Below are 18,112 nucleotides of genomic sequence, written 5' to 3'. Positions count from 1 at the left end.
ATCACTGCATACGTATAAATAAGGTTTTTTTCATTGCAACATTTTATTTGGGATATTGATCCAGTTTTACTTTCTATAGGTCCTTTAAGCGTTCATTGGTATGGCGCGCTATTTGCTGCCGCTATCATATCGGGTTTACAGGTGATGAAATGGGTGTATCAAACAGAGCACAAAAATCTAGAGGCTCTGGACAACTTACTGATGTATTCTGTATTTGGTATAATTATTGGTGCTCGCTTAGGCCATTGTTTCTTTTACGATCCTCAATATTACTTTGCTAATCCTTTAAAGATACTGGCCATTTGGGAAGGTGGTCTTGCTAGCCATGGCGGCGGTTTAGGACTTATTATTGCATTAGGTATATACGCAAGAAAGTATCAAGAAAACTATTTATGGCTGCTCGACCGATTAGCTATTTGTACCGCACTCTTTGGTGTATTTGTTCGTTCAGCTAACTTTGTTAACTCTGAAATATTAGGCGTTGCCAGTGATGCGCCTTGGGCTATTATTTTCGCGCGTATTGATAATATACCTCGCCACCCTGCGCAACTTTATGAAGCGATTGCGTATTTACTGATTTTTATTATTCTCTTCTTTATCTATAAAAAATCAAAAGATAAAACGCCAAAGGGTTCATTATTAGGCTTATTTTTAATATTAACCTTCACCGCTCGATTTTTAATTGAGTCAGTAAAAGTTAAACAAGCTGCTTATGAGTCGATTTGGGCGTTAAATACCGGGCAAATGCTGAGTATTCCATTTTTTATCGCTGGTATCGTTTTATTAATATGGTCGTTATCTGCCAAGAACAAACTAAAATAAGCTGAGTAGCATAATGAGTAAAAAATATTACGTGGTTTGGAAAGGTTCAAAAACAGGTGTCTTTGACAACTGGACAACGGTTCAATCCGTAACATCAGGGCGTGCTGATGCTCAATTTATGGGGTTTCCTTCACAAGTTGAAGCAGAAGCCGCTTTTAAGTCAACTTACACCAAAGCATTAACCCAGCGATCCTTAAAAACACCACCACGCAACGGAGCTGAATACCCCGCTGCGGCTAAAACCGCAAGTTCATCATTGAGTCGAGCAACAGCCTCAGCAAAACCTGCTGGCAGCACAGTACGCAGCGATCGTGAAGTCACTAAAGCTAATATCGATATTTATTGTGATGGTGCGTGTTCGCCCAACCCTGGAAAATCAGGGACTGGTGTCGCAGTTTATCATCAAGGTGAAATTCATAGCCTTTGGTATGGTGCCTATAACGCCAATGGTACTAATAACACCGCTGAGTTAATTGGTATGTTACAAGCCTTTAAATTGGCGAAAGCTTATATTGAAGCTAATCCTGGTAGAACCATTCAAGTACTGTCTGATTCAAAATACTCCATCGACAGCATCACGAAATGGGCAACAGGATGGAAAAATAAAGGTTGGAAAAAAGCAAATGGCGAAGCGATTAAAAATCCAGAGTTAGTCAAGGTTTGCTATACACTCTATCAAGAAATTAAAAAACATATTGCTATTACTCATGTTAAAGGTCACGCGAATATTGAAGGTAATGAGCTCGCCGATCGCATGGCTGTACTTGCCAGAACGTCACAAGAAATGAATTTTGTACAATATCAGCAAACAATAAATATTCGCGAAATATTAGCAACCGAAGCGGGATAATAGATCAATATATAATGCGGCCATATAGTCAACGTTCTCATGGGTTAAATGCCGCATAACCTCAAAATAAATAGGAAAAATGCAACGATATTCAATCGTTTCTTTTTTCCTACTTTACTTAAATTTTTCGGTGCTTTGCTCAATCCAAGCTATACTCAACATTCTATTTCTTATCAGAAACGTAGCCATTATCAATCTCTCAAATCATACAATATCTTGTTTATTCTCCCAATTAGGTATGAATAACGTCCAAGCAGATATAACAAGTTTTATAGAGACTCATAAAGCTATTCCAGTAAGATTACCCTTGTATTAAGCAAAAATATGGAGCCACTCACAAGTCATTATTTTAAAAGAAGCCGTGCAGGAGGATGCTAACTGGTCTGAAATGACTAACAGCTTGGTTTGTTCATTAGGTTAATGCAAGAGCAATACATAGAAAATTAAACCTAGGCATAAACTTTTCAAATAGGATCGAGATAAAAGAATCGAAATAAAATAATCTACACATAAAGCACTTTATTTAACCTTAAAGTTGATTCCGCGCATTAATCTACTTTAATTATGCTTATATAAACAATATAGTGTTAAATAACAGAGTGTAAAAATCTATATAATGGAGATAATAAATGTCGGATAATAAAAAATACCGTTTAGTAACACGTAGTGATTTTGATGGTTTAGTTTGTGCTATTTTACTCAAACATATTAATTTAGTTGACGGTATTCTCTTTGTTCACCCCAAGGATATGCAAGACGGAAAGATAGCGGTTGGGCAAGATGATATTTCCACCAACTTACCTTATGTTGACGGTGTTCATATCGCTTTTGATCACCATCATAGTGAAACACTTCGTAATAAAAAACGAGATAACCATGTTATCGACCCTGATGCGCCTTCAGCTGCTCGCGTTGTTTATGACTACTACGGTGGCCTAGAAACTTTCCCCGCAAGCTGGACAAGCATGATGGAAGCGGTAGATAAAGGTGATTCAGCACAATTTAATAAAGAAGAAGTTTTGCATGCCAAGCGATGGGAATTACTTAATTTCATTATGGACTCACGCACAGGTTTAGGCCGTTTCAGAGAGTTTCGGATTTCGAACTATGAACTGATGATGGACTTAATTGATTTTGGTAAAGATCACAACATTGACCAATTACTCGCACTCCCTGATGTTAAGGAACGCACCGATCTTTATTTTGAACATGAAGAAAAATTTAAAGAGCAAATTAAGCGCTGTGCAACCGTACACAATAACTTAGTTGTGCTGGACTTAAGAGAAGAAGAAATTATTTACTCGGGTAATCGTTTTGTTATTTATGCCTTATTTCCACAATGTAATATTTCAATTCATGTTATGTGGGGGCTTAAAAAACAAAATACTGTTTTTGCTACCGGTAAATCTATTTTTGATCGCAGTGCAAAAACAAATGTCGGTGAACTTATGTTGAAATACAATGGTGGTGGGCATAATGCGGCGGGAACCTGTCAAGTTCCACATGATCAAAATGAAGCTTGCCTTGCCGAACTTATTGCGACGATTAATGCCGATGGCTAAGTCGCATTAGTCAGACTCTCGGCTCAATAATAGCTTACTATTGCCATCAAAAATGATGGTAATAGTAAATCGCTAATCAAAAATATTAATAGCCTTTAGTCCAGTCAATATAAAAAGGTATCTGGTCGTTACTTCGATATTGTTTAATATTATTGGTCACTATTTCACCTGCACTTTCAAAATGTGTCGGCGCAGAAATATGGGGAAGAACCGTTATTTTTTCATTCGACCATAAATTATCACTTTTATCTAAAGGCTCTTGTTCAAAAACATCTAGAATTGCATGTTCAAGATTGCCATTGGCTAAGTGATTAATAAGGTCGTGATTAGCGACGATACCCCCTCGAGCAAAGTTAATAATACTGGCGCCTTGCGGTAGGTTTGTCAGCAGATCATCGTTGATGAGTTGGTAGGTCGCTGAAGTAAGTGGTAGTAAACAAATTAAAATATCTGTTTGCCTAACCATAGTCACTAACCCCTCGTCTCCTGAATAGCATGTAATGCCATTAATTAACTTATCACTTTGACTCCAACCAAGCACATTAAAGCCATTATCATGTAAACGTAACGCGCTCAACTTACCTAATTCACCTAAACCTAAAATACCTAAGGTGCGCTCTTGTGGCAGTAAATAGCGATGTTGTAGCCACTGCGCTGATTTTTGTTGTTGTAAGTATTTTGGCATATCACGATGTAAATAAAGCACCCAAGTTAAGACCGCCTCACTCATGGTTTGCGCTAATATTGGATCAATTAAACGCACGAGTTTAAAACTTGGCGTTGGTTTATTATCACTTAATTGCGAAACTAGCGCATCGACCCCTGCCCATAGGCTCTGTACCCATATAAGTTTGGGGTATTGAGACAAGATATCAGCATCTGGATTAGCAACAATAGCGATTTCGCATTGAAGCTTTTGCTCAACAGACAAGTCTTTATCAAGCTTAATTGCTTCATTTGGCAGCTTAGTTGATAATAGCGCTAACCAAGCATCCTGCTCTTGCTGGGCAAGTTGACTCACAAAAGTAATAACAGCCATTGTTAAATGTTTCCTCTTAGCATTATTCTTTTAAAACCATATCAATACACATTACGGCAGCAAGGATCAGCTTTCTAATCGGGTGATCTTCAGGAACATCAGCAGAAATTTCTAATGCGTAATTGTCTGCACTGGTAAATAACTCTTTACCTATGCCACCCCATTCTTTCGATATATGAGCAAGTTCATCATTGCCATCCATAAAGCGAAAATTCCAACCAACCCAGTTGCCCTTTAACTGACAGACAAGTTGGTCTTGGTTATCAAAGATATCGAATTTTCCACCGATTGAAAATAATTTTTGTTTAAAGTAACCAACCGCATTACCGTCACAATCAAAAACAGTTACTTTTGAAATAAATAAAGAGATACCACGCTGAATTCTGATGATACGCTGATCGTCAGGCGTACGTATTTGAACATCAAAAGGTGTCATGGTTTTGTAGTCAGTGAAACGCAGCATTTTAGTAAAAAAGCCTAAATTAGGCTCTCGACATTCCATGATGATATCCCCTGTTTCAGGATCATAAATGTCGTAATTATTTGCCGCTTTAAATAGGCCAACATGCTCTTTGATTATATAAGTATTCTTATTAATTCTAGTATTCATTAAACGCTCACTCCGTGAGTTTAGCTATTGTTGTTATTACGAAAATCATTGATGATAATAGTTGTCTTTGCTTTTATATTGATTGAAATTACCATTAAACCATACAAATTGACGTTATTTAGTCGCTTTAATCACTTGCTCTAAATAGGTAGACATTTCAGTTAATACTTTATTCTTACTGGGTTTTATTGTGGCATATAACGCGTATAAAAAACTCTGTGTGTTATGTAATTTAATTAATCCTTGTTCACTTTGATAAACATCTTGCCATTGATTGAAAGGAGCAGGATCAACCACTTTAATAAGCCAAAGGTTAAAATCATCAGCAGAGTATTGTTCTCGTAAAAAAACATATATAACAGCCATAGCGATACGTTTTGACTCTCCTTGAATATATGAATGTTGATCATTAGCAGTAAGTTGGCTGGCTAAAGCGACCAGTATCTTATCGAGTTGCGCTTTGTTAACTTTAGGGTTTAACGCCAATTGCAGCATAAGGTCTGCAGCATGAGCGATACTATGTTGCCAGCCAGTTTTAGCTGAAAAACCGCGATAATCTTTTATATTAGTTAAAAAACTTGTACCCACATTGACTAAATAGTCTCTTTGGTCAACGGTTAAAAAAGGTGAGTGCCTATCGACACGAACCACTTCAGCTAATACCAAGATTGAGAATGACTGATAGACACCAAAGGTGTCAGTTACTTTCGATTCTAAAACACGAGTTAAGTAGTTAAACATTTTAATATGTATTGCTTGGCTAAGGTGTTCGTTTCGCAACCAATAACTTAATGCTTCAAAAGCGACACCATCTCTTATTTCAGCATCTGGGCTTGCTAAACAAGCCAGTAATTGTAGTGCTAAAGCTTCTTTATCTGCTTTGTTTTGAAGGGTAAATTTATCTTCTTTGAGTTGTAGTAGATTTTTTTTATGCCATTGCTTCGATAAACACTGTTTATTGACTTGCTGCGCATTGATCAATACTTCATTAGCAGAGAAGGCAGAGCTACTGATAAAAAGCATCAATATTATTGGAATTTTTAATGAAAATTTCATTTTACATCCTTTTAAAGTTATTCAATTATCTTAAAAATAAGCACATCAGGATACCACCACATTGGCAAAAAAAACATAAAATGAAGACGTTAGTGAGTTGTATTGAGAAAGGATTTAAGAACGATAGTCATTAACAGAGTTTGCATATAGCAATCATTGGTGGTTTAAACTGATGACTTGCTTTTCAGCTAAGGCAATTAACGTTTCTAATTCACCACTTTGTTGCAGACGCATTATTTCTTGGTTAATAAGAGCAACCAAATTTTTATTTTTCTGATGTATATAATGATAAAGAGGAAAAACAGCTAATGGCTTTTTTGCAGGAATTATGTTTTGGTAACCCAACCTTTTCAAGATTAGCTGACCGTCTATAGTATTGGTCAAGGCAACATCAACTAGACCACTTTGTAATATTTTAAACATATTTTCAGTACTATTCATTTCGACAACATTACTTAAGCCATTCGTTATATTATCGGTGTGTTTTACACCTCTAATTTTGGCCAATTTATATTTTTTTAAATCATCTTTACTGACAATATTGAGATGCTTACTTGCTAGGCTAAATGGCATAGTTTGCAAAGAATAATAAGGAGTAGGAACTCTGATCATTTCTTTGTTCTCATCTGCGTAGGACCAAATTCTCATTATTTCGCCATCACTTTGCCCGATACTCGCTAACAATTCCGCTCTTTTAGCAGGTAAAGGCGTAATAGTAATGTCTATCCCTATATTTTTATAAATTTGAGGTAAAACAATCCGACCGACTTCTTGTTCAATCAGTAATTCAATAGAAGCAAAATTGTAGTGGAGAGTTTTAGGCAGTACTAGAGAACTATGCTTTGGAATAATGGCTGAATTTTCATATGAAATATTAGTAGGGGTAACTATTGAGTGAGCAAGTACATTTGGAGATACGATCAAAATGAAGCATATACCAATAAGTAAAAAATAAAGACTGAATATTACTTTCACTTGGACCACCACCTTCAAATTAATGCTTATAAAGTATAATCCTTTTGGTAACGACCTCCTTGTTTTTCTTGAAAACTTTACTTATGCAGAGCCTATTCGATAGGACCATAATATAAATTGGCGGGTAAAATGACAAGTAAAACCTTAAAATGCGGCCCGGCATACTTTGCTCAGTCAGATATAATAGCTATCTAGTGGCACATAACAATATCGCAAAAGGTTAACAATCGGGGCAAAATTTAAACATAAAAGCCTGCTGTTCGATTAACTAGACCGGTCACGTGATACTCGTTTTAGCTTAGGCATGACTTCGCCATGCGAGTCGTGGTTTAGTCATAGGCCTACCTTTTCATTCTCTAGGTTGCATATTAGAGACTTACGCAATGAACAACACGTAATATTTTTCACTCTGACCTAGTGTTTTATTCACAAGACTAAAGCGGCGACAAGACAAGCTAGCTTTAAAATAAAAAACCCGCTAGATAGCGGGTTTTAAAGGTGAATTAATCAGACTAAACTTACTGATATAAAATAATCATCACTGATATTTATTGTACCGGGATATTAATAGTACCCGTAACAATGTCACCCGCTTTTGTTTGATAAGCATATTCAAACGTTAAACTATTTTCCGAGCTATCTAAATCATCAGAAGCGTATATAGACGTTGAGGCGCGGTAAACTTTCTGATTGTCTGATTGAGCGGTTCCTGTTTCAATCGACGTTTGAAGACTTTCGGTAATTAATGTTTCATTTTCAGCAAGTTTGACTAGTCCCAATGGTGAAACATTATAAGTATTACTATCTCTAACAAGAGTAAAATTTCTTACTGAATTATAACTGACACCGTCTTCTGTTACCGAGTAAAGACGCATTGAAAAGCTTTGTAACGTTTCAATTGATGATGGTAGATATAAATAAACACTGCGATCATAATTTGAAGGCGAAGAACTATCACCCGCTGAATTGGAGAGAGTAATCGCATTTCCGTTGCTGGTAAAATTATTGTTATCTAAATGTACGTCATTAATATCAAAGTCATCATTATTTTCGATATAAAACGAAAGTGAATCATTATTAACATCGACAGATTTTTCTGTAGACTTCACAACTAAGTTACCGACATTGTATTGGTAATTTTGACTTTTAGGCAAAGAGTTAACCGGCGTAATCGTAAGTTTGGTGTCATTTAAACTCATCTCAAATGAAACAGGAATATCTACCATGCCACTAACAACTGTAGTACCGGGTAAAATAACATCAGTCGATGAATCATTACCTTTAACAACGGTAAAACCAGAAGTATTAGTAAGTGATAGGCTACTTGCTGATGCGGTAATAGCTTGAGAGTAGAATACACTGAAACTTTTATCGATATAATTTACTTCATTTGCCGCAATAACGACCTCTAAAGAAGAGCTATCATTAGTAACAACTCTTGGCATAACCGCTAACTCAACAACATCAGTATTAGCGATATTATAACAACAGTTTTCTAAAGCACCTGAAATGTTGACTCTTAAGCTGTCATCATCGTTCTTATTCAGTGATATTGAAGCACTTTGATAAGAGATATCGTTTGCCATAAATGAAGGGATTTCTACTCGTGAGTAATCGCCAAACATTGCTGAAATCACATACTGTTCTGTTGCAGCATCAAAAGTAGAAGTCGTCTGTGTACCCGCAGAGTCTGTAGAGAATAACTCAGCACCTAAAATAACATTCGCACTTGCATCAATCATTGTAATGCGAAATTCAATCTCTTTTAACGGCATTTTTTCTTCAACATAAAGCGTTAATGATTCATCAGTATTTGATGATAAAAAATATAAATCATTGCTATTAATGTTGTTATTTAACTCAGGGTTATAATCTATTTCACCATCTTGATTGAGATCTAAGTTGGCTCTAACCATAATATTGAGAAACTTTGGTATGGTGATATGGTAAACGCCATTGGCTTCATTATAAGTCGATTGGTGTTGATACTTATTTGACCTTGAACTAGTACCGTAATGAGATGAAGCTTTAAACGCTAATCCAGTAAGAGGCAATCCTGATGTTTTATTAATAACAGTTATTTGCATATCTTTAGCTGTAGAAACTTCAAATTGACCAAAATCATTGGCCGTATTGACTGCATTTGAATGACCCGTATTAATGAAATATGCACGTGATAAAAATTCATTATTGCTACTTTCAATAATCATTTCAATATCAGAATTAGCAGGAAGGTTTTCTAGTTTAAACTCGCCACCGTTGAAGCTAACGCTATCGACGAGGACAACATCAGCGGCAATAATTGTAATGTTCGTGGCTGATACGGCTTGATTATCTAATGCATTAACAACGATACCCGTTAATGCAACAGAAGCGGCAGGAGTACCAGGATTGATAGAATTGTTAGTGCCACTAAGAATTTCATTTTGTGCTTGGATTGCTTGCACTACATCTTCGTTATTATTGTCGTTTTCTACTTCTAAACATGCTGTTAATAAACATAAAGAAACGCTTATCATCACTAGATTTACATACTTCAATTTTACTTTCCTTTTAAAATTTAGAAGGGAAATAGAATTAAACAATCTTTGTCGTATCGAATTCCCTTCAATAGAGCGAAAATGTTAACACATAATTAAATAACAGTTAACAACCTTAGTGTAATTATTGATGTTAATAATAAATAAAAATAGGATTTAACATTGGACGACTTAATTAACATACCAGTTATCTGACAAGTTCCGTATAAAAAAATTATGGAATAACGGCTTGGGGATTACGATATGGTTTAATGCTAGTTTATGCAAAAGCGCTCTTTGTGCTCAAAGAGGCTTCGGCGTTCACCCCTCTTTGGGAGTAGTCAGCCTCCTGAAAATCAAACCCTTTAACAAAACCAAAGCTGGTAAATTAAAGTGAGTGTTTTCTAATATGACGAGAATCGATATTTAAATAAATTCAGCATGAACTCAAGCTCCGTCATCCTGACCCCAAATTCCATCATCCTGAACCCAACCTCCGTTATCCTGAATCCTTACTTAGTCATCCTGAACTTGTTTCAGGATCTCGACATTAACAATTCAAAGCCCAGATACTGAAATAAATTCAGCATGACGTGAGTGGATACTGAAATAAATTCAGCATGCACTCAAACGCCATCATCCTGAACCCGTACTCCGTCATCCTGAACTTGTTTCATGATCTCGACCTTAATAATACAAAGCCCAGATACTGAAATAAATTCAGCATGACGTGAGTGGATACTGAAATAAATTCAGCATGCACTCAAACGCCATCATCCTGAACCCAACCTCCGTCATCCTGAACTTGTTTCAGGATCTCGACCTTAACAACTCAAAGCCCAGATACTGAAATAAATTCAGCATGACGAGAGTGGGTACTGAAATAAATTCAGTATGACGAGAGTGGATACTGAAATAAATTCAGCATGACGAGAGTGGATACTGAAATAAATTCAGTATGAACCCAAACTCCGTCATCCTGAACTTGTTTCAGGATCTCGACCTTAACAACTCAAAGCCCAGATACTGAAATAAATTCAGCATGACGAGAGTGGATATTGGAATAAGATCAGCATGCACTCAAACGCCATCATTCTGAACCCAACCTCCGTCATCCTGAACCCGTACTCCGTCATCCTGAACTTGTTTCAGGATCTCGACCTTAACAACTCAAAGTCCAGATACTGAAATAAATTCAGCATGACGATAATGGATACTGAAATAAATTCAGCATGACGATAATGGATACTGGAATAAATTCAGTATGCACTCAAACGCCATCATGCTGAACCCAACCTCCGTCATCCTGAACCCGTACTCCGTCATCCTGAACTTGTTTCAGGATCTCGACCTTAACAATTCAAAGCCCAGATACTGAAATAAATTCAGTATGACGATAATGGATACTGAAATAAATTCAGTATGACGAGAGTGGATACTGGAATAAATTATGTATGACGAGAGTGGATACTGAAATAAATTCAGCATGACGAGAGTGGATACTGGAATAAATTATGTATGACGAGAGTGGGTACTGAAACAAATTCAGTATGACGATAGTGGAATAAAAAAAAAGATGTTCGAAATAAACTACTTGATAATTTTGGAGAAAAAATTGATTTACACTTAGTGATGGATGAGTGCATTTACGCTATATATCAAATGCATATTCAAGCACGAAAGTTTATTAAGCCTACAATGAACAATGCATTAAGTATTTTCAAAAAGAGAAAAATAAGTATAGAAAAATAATATGGTAAGGTTTAACTGATATCTGTTTATATGAAAGTAATATTAGATTACTGTCGCTTGATGTTGAATGGTTTAATGTTGTTCCCTACATTCAGGAAAAATATTCAGTTGCATTGAATTATCTGAATATTAAGCACAGCACGTATTAATAAAAAACCCGCAATCTCTATGCGAGAATGCGGGTTTTTATTAAGAATTACAAATTAGCAGCGCTAGCTTACCAACCTGTTTTCTCTTTAAGTGCTACGCCGATATCAGCTAAAGAACGAACAGTTTTAACACCAGCCGCTTCTAATGCTGCAAATTTCTCATCAGCAGTACCTTTACCACCGGCGATAATCGCGCCAGCGTGACCCATACGCTTACCTTCTGGTGCAGTAACACCAGCAATGTAAGATACAACAGGTTTAGTAACGTGTGCTTTGATATATTCAGCCGCTTCTTCTTCAGCAGTTCCGCCAATTTCACCAATCATTACAATTGCTTCAGTTTGTGGATCATTTTGGAACATTTCCAATACGTCGATGAAGTTAGTTCCTGGGATCGGGTCACCACCAATACCTACACAAGTAGATTGGCCAAAACCTGCATCAGTTGTTTGCTTAACGGCTTCGTACGTTAACGTACCAGAACGTGAAACAATACCTACTTTACCAGGCTTGTGGATGTGACCAGGCATGATACCAATCTTAGTTTCGCCAGGAGTAATAACACCTGGGCAGTTAGGACCGATCATACGAACGCCAGATTGATCAAGCTTAGCTTTAACGTCAACCATATCTAAAGTAGGAATACCTTCAGTGATAGTAACGATAAGCTCGATGCCTGCATCAATTGCTTCTAAAATTGCATCTTTACAGAAAGGAGCTGGAACGTAAATAACTGTTGCTGTTGCGCCAGTTGCTTCTACAGCTTCACGTACTGTGTTAAATACTGGTAGGCCTAAATGCGTTTGACCGCCTTTACCTGGGCTTACGCCACCGACCATTTGTGTACCGTATTCAAGTGCTTGTTCTGAATGGAATGTACCTTGACCACCGGTAAAACCTTGACAGATTACTTTAGTATCTTTATTAATTAAGATAGACATTATTTGCCCTCCGCAGCTGCTACAACTTTAGTCGCTGCATCAGTTAATGACTCAGCAGCAATGATATCTAAGCCAGATTTTTTAAGAACTTCACGACCTTCTTCAGCATTTGTACCTTCTAAACGTACAACTACAGGTACTTTAACGCCTACATCTTTAACTGCAGCGATAATACCTTCAGCAATCATGTCACAACGTACGATGCCACCAAAGATGTTAACTAAAACAGCTTTAACGTTGTCGTCAGAAAGGATGATTTTGAATGCTTCAGAAACACGTTCTTTCGTAGCTCCGCCGCCAACATCTAGGAAGTTAGCTGGCTTGCCGCCGTGTAAATTAACGATATCCATAGTACCCATTGCTAGGCCTGCACCGTTAACCATACAACCAACGTTACCGTCTAAGGCTACGTAGTTTAATTCAAAACGTGCAGCATGAGCTTCACGTTCATCTTCTTGAGATGGATCATGAAACGCACGCATTTTAGGTTGACGGTATAAAGCATTACCATCGATACCAATTTTACCGTCTAAACAGTGAAGATTACCTTCGTCAGTAATAACTAACGGGTTGATTTCTAATAAGGCAAAATCGAAATCTTCAAACATTTTTGCAAGACCTAAAAAGATCTTAACAAATTGCTTCATTTGCGTCGGGTTTAAACCTAACTTAAAACCTAATTCACGAGCTTGGTACGGTTGAGCACCAACAAGTGGATCGATTTCAGCTTGGTGAATTAACTCAGGCGTTTCTTCAGCAATCTTCTCAATATCAACACCGCCTTCAGTAGAGGCCATGAATACTACTCTACGACTAGCGCGGTCAACAACAGCACCAAGGTATAATTCGTTAGCAATATCTGTACAGCTTTCTACTAAAATTTTAGCAACTGGCTGACCGTTAGCGTCAGTTTGGTAAGTAACTAAGTTCTTACCTAACCAGTTTTGAGCAAAATCTTTGATTTCTTGCTTAGATTTAACTAGCTTAACGCCGCCAGCTTTACCGCGACCGCCCGCGTGAACTTGAGTTTTAACAACCCACATAGTGCCGCCGATTTTATCAGCCGCTTCTGCCGCTTCCTGAGGTGTATCGCAAGCGAAACCTTCAGAAACTGGTAAACCATATTCAGCGAATAATTGTTTCGCTTGATACTCATGCAAATTCATGGTGTATTTCCATTTATCTGTGAATGATAATGACAGCTGTTCTTAGTCATAAATATAAGTAAAATCTTAATTTTAATCATAAATATAAATAAAATTAGCTATCATCGAAAAAAGTTGATCGATTATAGTATAAAAGCTCTAAGGAACAAAGTCCCCAGAGCTAATACTATAGTCTAAATCAAAAGATTTAAACTTCTCGATTATATATCAAGAAGTAGACGTGTTGGATCTTCTAACAAGTCTTTAATTGCCACTAAAAAGCCAACAGATTCTTTACCATCAATTAAACGATGATCATAAGAAAGTGCTAAGTACATCATAGGAAGTATTTCAACTTTTCCATCAACAGCCATAGGTCTGTCTTGGATCTTATGCATACCTAAAATAGCCGCTTGCGGTAAGTTTAAAATAGGTGTTGAAAGTAGTGAACCAAAAACACCACCGTTAGTAATCGTGAAATTACCGCCGGTCATATCTTCAATTGAAAGCTTTCCGTCGCGACCTTTTATTGCTAAGTCACGAATACCATTTTCAATCGCTGCCATACCTAATTGATCTGCATCACGTAATACTGGTGTTACTAAGCCACGCGGCGTAGAAACAGCAATTGAGATGTCAAAAAAGTTATGATAAACAATATCGTCACCATCGATTGATGCATTAACCGCTGGAAAGCGTTTCAATGCTTCAGTAACCGCTTTAACATAAAATGACATAAAGCCTAAACGCGTATCATGCGTCTTCTCAAAAAGATCTTTATATTGCTTACGAAGATCCATAATTGGCTTCATGTTAACTTCGTTAAACGTTGTTAGCATTGCCGTTGAGTTTTTAGCTTCTAATAAACGTTTGGCAATTGTCTTGCGTAAACGTGTCATAGGTACACGTTTTTGTGTACGTTCGCCTAAATCTTGTGCAACAGGCGTCGCAGCAGCAGTTTTTGCCGCTGGAGCTGGAGCTGCAGGTTTATTAGCCGCTGCTTCAACATCTTCTTTAGAAATACGTCCACCTTTACCTGTACCTCTAACATTAGCAGCTGTTAAGCCTTTTTCTGTCATTAAACGACGAACAGAAGGGCTAGCTAATTCATCAGAGCTAATCGCATCTTCTGAAGTAGCTGCAGGAGCACTTGCTGTTGCGCCCGCATTAAGTTGGCCAATAACTTGTGAACCTAATACCGTGTCACCTTCGACGTGGATTATCTTACCAATCACACCATTGTCTTGAGCAACAACTTCTAGAACAACTTTATCCGTTTCGATATCAACCAAGTTTTGGTCAACAGAAACTGTATCACCCTCAGCAACATGCCAAGTAGCAACTGTTGCATCAGCAACAGACTCAGGTAAAACCGGTACGATGATGTCGATAACTTTCACTGCTGTTGCCGCCGCAGGAGCTGATTTTGCCGCTGCTGCAGGTTTTGCCGCTGCAGGAGCTGAAACATCAGCTGATGCATCGCCTTCAGTGAGGATTGCAATTACTTGCTCGCCTAATACTGTTGCGCCTTCGGCTTGAGAAATCTCAGTGATCACTCCATCAACGACAGCTTGTACTTCAAGTACAACTTTGTCAGTTTCAATATCTACTAATACTTGGTCACGTGAAACTTTATCACCTACTTGAACATGCCAAGTAGCTACGGTTGCATCAGCAACAGATTCAGGTAAAACGGGAACCTTAATTTCGGTTGTCATTTATTTTATTCCTTACTCACTAGTCTTCAACAGATAGCGCGTCATTGACTAGCGCTTGTTGTTCTTTTACATGGACAGACATATAACCTACAGCTGGTGCTGCAGAGGCCTTACGACCAGCATATGTCAAATAAGTACCTTCAGGTATTGCCGCTCTAAAGTGATGCTGTGAACAATACCATGCACCTTGGTTTTGCGGTTCTTCCTGACACCAAACGAATTGCTTAACATGCTGGTATTTGGCCAACTCTGCTTGAAGCTCTTCTTCTGGAAATGGATATAGCTGCTCGATTCGAATGATAACAACATTTTCTTGCTCACTCTTGCGACGCTGATCAAGTAATTCATAGTAAACTTTACCACTACAAAAAACGACACGTGTCACTTTTATCGGATCGATATCGTCAACTTCACCAATGACATTATGGAACACACCCGTCGATAGCTCTTCTAATGAAGAGACCGCTAAAGGATGTCTTAATAATGACTTAGGCGACATAACAACCAATGGACGACGCATAGGACGAACAACTTGTCGACGCAGCATATTAAATACTTGCGCAGGTGTTGATGGCACACAAACTTGCATATTATGATCGGCACAAAGTTGTAAGAAGCGCTCTAATCGTGCAGATGAATGCTCAGGACCTTGACCTTCATAGCCATGAGGTAACAACATAGTTAAACCACATAAACGGCCCCACTTTTGCTCACCTGAACTAATAAATTGGTCAAAGACTACTTGTGCACAGTTAGCAAAATCACCAAATTGCGCTTCCCAAATAGTAAGCCCTGCAGGCTCTGCTGTAGTATAGCCATATTCAAAGGCAACCACTGATACTTCTGACAACACTGAGTCATGAATATCGAATGGACCTTGTCCTTCGCGAATATTTTGCAAAGGTAAGTATTTGCTAGCATCATCTTGGTTATGTAAAACAGCATGACGATGGAAAAAAGTACCGCGACCAGAGTCTTGCCCAGTAATACGAACACGTTTACCTAAATCAACAACCGAGGCATAAGCTAAATTTTCTGCCATACCCCAATCAAGTAATTTTTCACCCGATGCCATTTTAACGCGATCATCGTATATCTTCTTAACACGACCTTGTACAGGATGAGACTCAGGATATGTTGACAATTTACCGGCAAGTTCTTTCAGCTTTTCAACAGAAATTTCTTTATCGTAATCATCGTCCCACTCATGGCCAAGGTATGGAGTCCAATCGACAGAATGTTCTGTCATAGGTCGCCATTGTTCAACCGTACACTGACCTTCGTCTAGCAATTTACGATAATAAGAGGTTAATTCATTCGACTTATCTAAATTGATTGAACCCTCAGTATCAAGTTGCTGTGCATAGAGTTGACGAGGTGTTGGGTGTTTCTTAATTTTTTTGTACATCAATGGCTGCGTTGCACTAGGCTCATCAGCTTCATTGTGACCATGACGACGGTAGCAAACAAGGTCGATAACGACATCGCGCTTAAATTCGTTGCGATAATCAAGGGCAATTTGTGTTGCCAAGATAACAGCTTCTGGGTCATCGCCATTAACATGAAGAATCGGTGCTGAAACCATTTTTGCTATTTCAGTACAATATTCACCACTGCGCGTATCTGCAGGATTTGACGTTGTAAAACCAACCTGATTATTGACAACGATACGTATCGTTCCACCAACTTTAAATGCACGTGCTTGTGACATATTAAAAGTTTCTTGAACCACACCCTGACCGGCAATAGCAGCGTCACCATGAATCGTAACCGGAAGAACCGTATCACCGACTTTATCACCACGTCTGTCTTGACGCGCACGGACTGAGCCAATAACAACAGGGTTAACAATTTCTAGATGCGATGGATTAAAGGCCAAAGCTAAATGAACATTGCCACCAGGCGTTACAAAATCTGATGAATAACCTTGGTGATATTTAACATCACCTGAAGATAAAATTTCATCGTGCTTACCGCCAAACTCGTCAAATAACTTTGACGGATTTTTACCCATCACGTTAACTAAGACATTTAAGCGGCCACGGTGAGCCATACCAATAACAACTTCTTTAGTGCCTTGCGTACCAGCACGAGTAATAAGCTCTTTTAGCATAGGTATTAACGCATCACCACCTTCAAGGGAGAAACGTTTAGCGCCTGGAAACTTAGCTCCAAGGTATTTACAAATACCATCGGCAGCGATAAGACCTTTAAGAATTTCTTCTTTTTGGTCGACAGAAAATTTTGCTTGCGACTGAACAGACTCTAAACGTTGTTGGATCCAACGTTTTTCATCGGTGTCAGTAATGTGCATATATTCAGCACCGATAGAACCACAGTAAGTAGTTTTAAGGGCATTGTATAAGTCACCTAACTTCATCGCATCTTGAGAAGTAGCAAATGAGCCGACGTTGAACTCTGTATCAAAGTCGTTTTCTGAAAGTTCATGATGCGACAGTTGTAAATCGCGTACCTTATCTCGCTTCCACAAACCTAATGGGTCAAGGTTGGCATTTTGATGTCCACGAAAACGAAAAGCATTAATTAGCTGTAAAACTTTAACTTGTTTGGCATCACTACTACCAGAAACAACAACAGTTTTATGGGATTGCTTAGCTAATTCTTTAAATTCATTGCGGATTTCAGAGTGCCTGAATTCTAAGTCAGCACCTTCAATTTTTGGAAGTTGTTGGAATAACGTTCGCCATTCTGCAGAAACAGATTGGGAGTTATCCAAATAAGATTCGTATAATTCTTCAATGTAAGTAGCGTTAGCGCCACTTAAATGAGAAGACTCTAACCAAGCCTTCATTGTACCTTCGGGCATTGCCTGTTCCTTTATGGGATAAAAGCAATAAAAAAATAAACAATTATCGTTAGCAAGTCAACTAGACTAATGGCTAATTGTCATCTGCTAATGATGACTATTCCTGTTTTAAAACACCAAAGTGCTAGATAATTTCATCTAACACTC

Annotated in this window: 12 protein-coding genes and 1 pseudogene; 4 read left to right on the top strand and 9 right to left on the bottom strand. The window is 37.9% G+C overall.

Annotation, left to right across the window (positions count from 1 at the left end; all coding sequences use genetic code 11):
• The first annotated feature begins 33 nt into the window (after nt 1–33).
• From lgt to H4J69_RS14340, 4 genes and pseudogenes are all read left to right on the top strand, one after another.
• The gene (gene lgt, locus H4J69_RS14360; protein WP_070376208.1) at nt 34–822 is read left to right on the top strand and encodes a prolipoprotein diacylglyceryl transferase; all 789 of its coding nucleotides are present in this window, start codon (nt 34–36) and stop codon (nt 820–822) included.
• Nucleotides 823–835: 13 nt separating this feature from the next.
• A complete protein-coding gene (locus tag H4J69_RS14355; protein ID WP_182215410.1) occupies nt 836–1,672 on the top strand; it encodes a ribonuclease H family protein in 837 nt (278 codons plus the stop codon).
• 79 nt (nt 1,673–1,751) lie between these two features.
• Nucleotides 1,752–2,093 (top strand): annotated as a pseudogene (locus tag H4J69_RS20505) (DUF2789 family protein).
• 208 nt (nt 2,094–2,301) lie between these two features.
• Nucleotides 2,302–3,234, top strand: coding sequence for an exopolyphosphatase (locus tag H4J69_RS14340; RefSeq protein ID WP_182244562.1), 933 nt, complete (start codon nt 2,302–2,304; stop codon nt 3,232–3,234).
• A gap of 85 nt (nt 3,235–3,319) precedes the next feature.
• Here the strand turns inward: H4J69_RS14340 and H4J69_RS14335 are convergent, their stop codons facing one another.
• The 9 genes from H4J69_RS14335 to H4J69_RS14295 all read right to left on the bottom strand — a co-directional run bounded on the left by H4J69_RS14335 (nt 3,320) and on the right by H4J69_RS14295 (nt 17,965).
• Nucleotides 3,320–4,273, bottom strand: a complete 954-nt coding sequence (locus tag H4J69_RS14335; protein WP_182244561.1) for a glyoxylate/hydroxypyruvate reductase A — start codon at nt 4,271–4,273, stop codon at nt 3,320–3,322.
• A 22-nt stretch (nt 4,274–4,295) separates the two neighbouring features.
• A complete protein-coding gene (locus H4J69_RS14330) occupies nt 4,296–4,883 on the bottom strand; it encodes an LURP-one-related/scramblase family protein (protein WP_182215416.1) in 588 nt (195 codons plus the stop codon).
• A 114-nt stretch (nt 4,884–4,997) separates the two neighbouring features.
• The gene (locus tag H4J69_RS14325) at nt 4,998–5,939 is read right to left on the bottom strand and encodes a DUF2785 domain-containing protein (RefSeq protein WP_182230852.1); all 942 of its coding nucleotides are present in this window, start codon (nt 5,937–5,939) and stop codon (nt 4,998–5,000) included.
• Between the two features lie 153 nt (nt 5,940–6,092).
• Nucleotides 6,093–6,914: a transporter substrate-binding domain-containing protein gene (locus tag H4J69_RS14320; RefSeq protein ID WP_310733614.1), complete on the bottom strand. Its 822-nt coding sequence runs from the start codon at nt 6,912–6,914 to the stop codon at nt 6,093–6,095.
• A gap of 548 nt (nt 6,915–7,462) precedes the next feature.
• On the bottom strand, nt 7,463–9,454 hold the full coding sequence (locus tag H4J69_RS14315) for a hypothetical protein (RefSeq protein WP_182230851.1): 1,992 nt from the start codon (nt 9,452–9,454) through the stop codon (nt 7,463–7,465).
• Nucleotides 9,455–11,402: 1,948 nt separating this feature from the next.
• Complete coding sequence (sucD, locus tag H4J69_RS14310) at nt 11,403–12,275, bottom strand: succinate--CoA ligase subunit alpha (protein WP_070376201.1); 873 nt, start codon at nt 12,273–12,275, stop codon at nt 11,403–11,405.
• On the bottom strand, nt 12,275–13,441 hold the full coding sequence (sucC, locus tag H4J69_RS14305) for an ADP-forming succinate--CoA ligase subunit beta (protein ID WP_070376200.1): 1,167 nt from the start codon (nt 13,439–13,441) through the stop codon (nt 12,275–12,277). The genes sucD and sucC overlap by 1 nt, the downstream gene beginning before the upstream one ends.
• 200 nt (nt 13,442–13,641) lie before the next feature.
• Nucleotides 13,642–15,138: a 2-oxoglutarate dehydrogenase complex dihydrolipoyllysine-residue succinyltransferase gene (odhB, locus tag H4J69_RS14300; protein WP_182215423.1), complete on the bottom strand. Its 1,497-nt coding sequence runs from the start codon at nt 15,136–15,138 to the stop codon at nt 13,642–13,644.
• Nucleotides 15,139–15,157: 19 nt separating this feature from the next.
• Nucleotides 15,158–17,965 carry a 2-oxoglutarate dehydrogenase E1 component gene (locus H4J69_RS14295; protein WP_182244926.1) on the bottom strand — a complete coding sequence of 936 codons (2,808 nt, stop codon included), beginning with the start codon at nt 17,963–17,965 and terminating at the stop codon, nt 15,158–15,160.
• Nucleotides 17,966–18,112 lie beyond the last annotated feature (147 nt).

Origin of the sequence: Colwellia sp. BRX10-9 (assembly GCF_014077405.1) — a bacterium.
Classification (GTDB): Bacteria; Pseudomonadota; Gammaproteobacteria; order Enterobacterales; family Alteromonadaceae; genus Colwellia_A.
This window is presented reverse-complemented; position numbering and strand designations above follow the sequence as displayed.

Excerpts from the sequence above, each read along its gene's own strand:
- sucC (WP_070376200.1), bottom strand. The coding sequence starts at position 13,441 with ATGAATTTGCATGAGTATCAAGCGAAACAATTATTCGCTGAATATGGT.
- H4J69_RS14295 (WP_182244926.1), bottom strand. The coding sequence starts at position 17,965 with ATGCCCGAAGGTACAATGAAGGCTTGGTTAGAGTCTTCTCATTTAAGT.
- H4J69_RS14330 (WP_182215416.1), bottom strand. The coding sequence starts at position 4,883 with ATGAATACTAGAATTAATAAGAATACTTATATAATCAAAGAGCATGTT.
- H4J69_RS14355 (WP_182215410.1), top strand. The coding sequence starts at position 836 with ATGAGTAAAAAATATTACGTGGTTTGGAAAGGTTCAAAAACAGGTGTC.
- H4J69_RS14340 (WP_182244562.1), top strand. The coding sequence starts at position 2,302 with ATGTCGGATAATAAAAAATACCGTTTAGTAACACGTAGTGATTTTGAT.
- H4J69_RS14325 (WP_182230852.1), bottom strand. The coding sequence starts at position 5,939 with ATGAAATTTTCATTAAAAATTCCAATAATATTGATGCTTTTTATCAGT.
- sucD (WP_070376201.1), bottom strand. The coding sequence starts at position 12,275 with ATGTCTATCTTAATTAATAAAGATACTAAAGTAATCTGTCAAGGTTTT.
- odhB (WP_182215423.1), bottom strand. The coding sequence starts at position 15,138 with ATGACAACCGAAATTAAGGTTCCCGTTTTACCTGAATCTGTTGCTGAT.
- H4J69_RS14335 (WP_182244561.1), bottom strand. The coding sequence starts at position 4,273 with ATGGCTGTTATTACTTTTGTGAGTCAACTTGCCCAGCAAGAGCAGGAT.